2 protein-coding genes are annotated in these 3,432 nt (G+C 26.3%); both read right to left on the bottom strand.

Annotated elements, in window-relative coordinates; all coding sequences use genetic code 4:
- Nucleotides 1–199: 199 nt before the first annotated feature.
- On the bottom strand, nt 200–1,483 hold the full coding sequence (locus EHV01_RS04115; protein ID WP_422066327.1) for a YitT family protein: 1,284 nt from the start codon (nt 1,481–1,483) through the stop codon (nt 200–202).
- Nucleotides 1,484–1,591: 108 nt separating this feature from the next.
- Nucleotides 1,592–3,130, bottom strand: coding sequence for a cytoskeletal motor fibril protein Fib (gene fib, locus EHV01_RS04110; RefSeq protein ID WP_422066326.1), 1,539 nt, complete (start codon nt 3,128–3,130; stop codon nt 1,592–1,594).
- Nucleotides 3,131–3,432 lie beyond the last annotated feature (302 nt).

Raw genomic sequence — 3,432 nt, 5'->3', positions numbered from 1 at the left:
ATMAAATTTATCAAATTTCATAATTTTAGATTCCTATAATTTCTATTTTAAATATATTTTATAGGAATTTTAAAATAACTAGGTTATGCAAGAAGTCTAATGAAAAAGTCATGTTAAAGAATATTTTACTAATGCTAAAACATGACTATGAAATATTACAAAAAGGGTTTGTCTGATTAAATTTAATTGCACAAAAAGATTAATATTTATCTACTTTATAATTAGCAATAAGTTTGTCTAGTTTATGAGCTAAAATTTTAGCTTCTGGATCAGAAACAATAATTGCAGCTTTAATTTTCTTATATTCTAAAACTGAGGTGGAAACAATAATCACTTCATTATTAAGATCATTGCCTTCATAATGATCACGTGCTGGTAAACGAATAATATCATTAGGATAATGAACATATTGTAACCCTGAGACAACAGCATCTGCTTTTGAAGTAATAACCATTAAACTACGATATTTAAATTTCGGGAAGATAATATCAATTGTAATTGCTTGTACTACGACAAATAAATATGAAGCAAATAAGGCAGGACCAAAGAAGTATTTAATTTTATGACTAGTGAAATCACTACCATATAAACCACCATCATCAATTTTAAAACCAAGGCGTTGAATTTGATCAATATGTGCTGCTCAGTCTTTTCCAAAATAAATACTTGTTAATTCACTACGACTTAATAATGTTGTGTGAATTGCTAACATTACAACAATAATAATATAATTAACAATTCGATTATAATTAGCAATTGAAATTTTCTTTTTAGCTGAATAATAAGCAAAAACAAAATCAGTTCCAGCTGTTGATGCTCCCCCTTTATAAACTAAGCCATAAGCAATTCCATTTAAAATTCCTGCTACCGCTGCAAAAACAAATAATCAAATCTGGTACATTCCACCATAATTACTAAAAATATTTAAACTATTATAATTAACAATAAAAAATAATTCTTGCGGATTAATAACCGGGATATAAGCAAATGCAAAGTGAAAACCATTTTGCAAACCAATATAAACAATTGTACGAAGAGAAAAACGAAGTCCAACTTTAATGACGCCAAAAATAAATAATGGGATATTAAACACAAAATAAAAAACTCAGTACATACTTGTTTGCATTTGTAACTGATCTTGGTTTGGTCAAATTCCAACTGCAATTTCACGGGCAATCCCTCCAATTCCACTTGGAATAATCTCATTACTTGTTGTTGCTGCAATAAAGTAATCATAACTAGCCATTCCTAAAAAAGCAGCAAAAATAATATAAGCATAATCACGGAATAAACATGATTTAAAATAAGCTTTAAAACGTAAATTAAATTCTTTTCGTGAAATCCGTTCACGACTACGGGTTTTTCTTTCCGTTGTTTTTTCTTTCGGATAAAAATCTGATGATTTGTTTGTAATACTATCAGGGTTAACTCCAGTGTTGTTACTATCTCCTTCTGCTGTTAAGCTTTTTTCTTCGTTAACCATTTTTCGTTATTCCATGCCCTTTTTTAACCTTAATTATTACTAATAAGTATAACATTATTTAAAAAATAAAAAACAACCTTTTGGTTGTTTTTTAATAAAATTAATTAATTATTCACTTTTTAAACGAATTGTAACTTTGAATGAACCAACTTTGATTGGATCATAATCATTTCTTGTAATATCAACTACAGTATAATCTCGTTGTAACTTTTGATTTAAAGTTCCAAATTTAACACCTCTGTTTGCTCCTTTGTTTGAAGGAATAAACACTGGAATTTTTCGATAATCTAATGCTGGAATTGTCATATAAACAACAATTTGTTGATATGGTGAGTCAACATCTTTCAATGCTTCATTTAAGTATTTAACAAATTCATTATTTACTAATTGTGTTCCAAAGTTTTTATCTTCCACAAATTCATGTGATTGATTTTGGGTAATGTAAAACGAAACTTTTGCGTCACAATTTACTAATAAGTATTTTTGTTGTACTGTTGCACCATTATATGTATATGATGATTTATCTTGACATTTTTCAGCAATTGCTGCTGCAATTTCATTTGCAACTGTTTCAATTTTATATAATTTTTCATTATTTAAATCATATTTTGCTGATTTATTTCATAATAATTCATCATCATTGACACGAACTTGTTCTAAAAATAATAATTTATGTAATCATTTTTTAGGAGCATTTTTTCATTCATCTTCCCCTAAAATTACTTTACTTGGTCCTTCTGCTTCTTTTGTTTTTGAACGCATTACTTGAATAATATCTAATGCAACAGGAGTTTTTTCTTGTTTATCAACTAACATTAATGAAGGCCCAAACCCTGATAATACTTTATGTGTATTTGGTTTAAATAATTTAATTCATTGGTCATGTTTAATTTCAAATAATTCATTAATTGAATCTAAATCATCTTGTGAAGATTGTGATAAATCAATAATATAATTTGAACTTAATAAGTTAAATAATCTTCTTAATAAATATTTTAATGTATTAACTGTTTCATACATTTTGAATTTATGAATTGGATCATTATCTCATGGTGATAATGCATTATTATAAATAATTTTTAAAGCAATATAATTAATACTTGATTTTTTAGCAACTTGTGCAATTGCCCCTGCTTCAGTATCAATTACATCAATAGTATGTCCATATTTATCAACCATTTCCTTAAATTGTTTTGAGTTATAAATCAGCATATCTGCTGTTCCAGTAACTCCTTCTGTTAACCCTAATTTAAAGTCTTTAACAACTTTAGCGAATTCACCATCGAATTGGAATGATTCAGGTTCATTAACAATTTGTCCATATTTAATATCTTTAAAAACTGTTAAGTCAGCATCACGATAAATAAATTTTGTTGATATTGTTGTGTCTCCTGTGTCATGCTTATCGTTTGTTGACAAGGCTAAGTCTACATTTAAAATTGTTTGTAAACCAGGATATTTTTCTAATAAGTAAGTAATTGCCATTGCAGCATTTGCTTTACCATATCCTACTGTTGCTATAATGAAAGTTTTTCCATGGTATTTAACATGTTGAATTACACAGTTCTTTCACCAATATTTTTTTACTGTTTTAATACTATGCTTATCTTTCATCGTGAAATATGCTGTTGAAATTACGCCGATCATTTATTTTCCACCTCTATTTTCATATTTAATTTCCAAAAATTGTTTATTTTTAGTGCATCTTACTATAATTAATATTTGATTATATGCAAAATACAACTATGACTATTGTATCGTATTTTATCTTAATTATCAATGACAAATATTAAAATGTTTAAAATTGTTAAAATTATAATAATTTTTTTGTTTTTTATTTTTAAATGTAAATTGTAAATGCAAATGTAGCACTTTTTATATGAATGAAAACCTTATTTTTAAGCTTAATAGTTATTTTAGTAATTAATTAACTAAAATAAGCCATAAAA

This window comes from Spiroplasma sp. hy2, assembly GCF_044714365.1.
Taxonomy (GTDB): domain Bacteria; phylum Bacillota_I; class Bacilli_A; order Mycoplasmatales; family Mycoplasmataceae; genus Spiroplasma; species Spiroplasma phoeniceum.
This window is presented reverse-complemented; position numbering and strand designations above follow the sequence as displayed.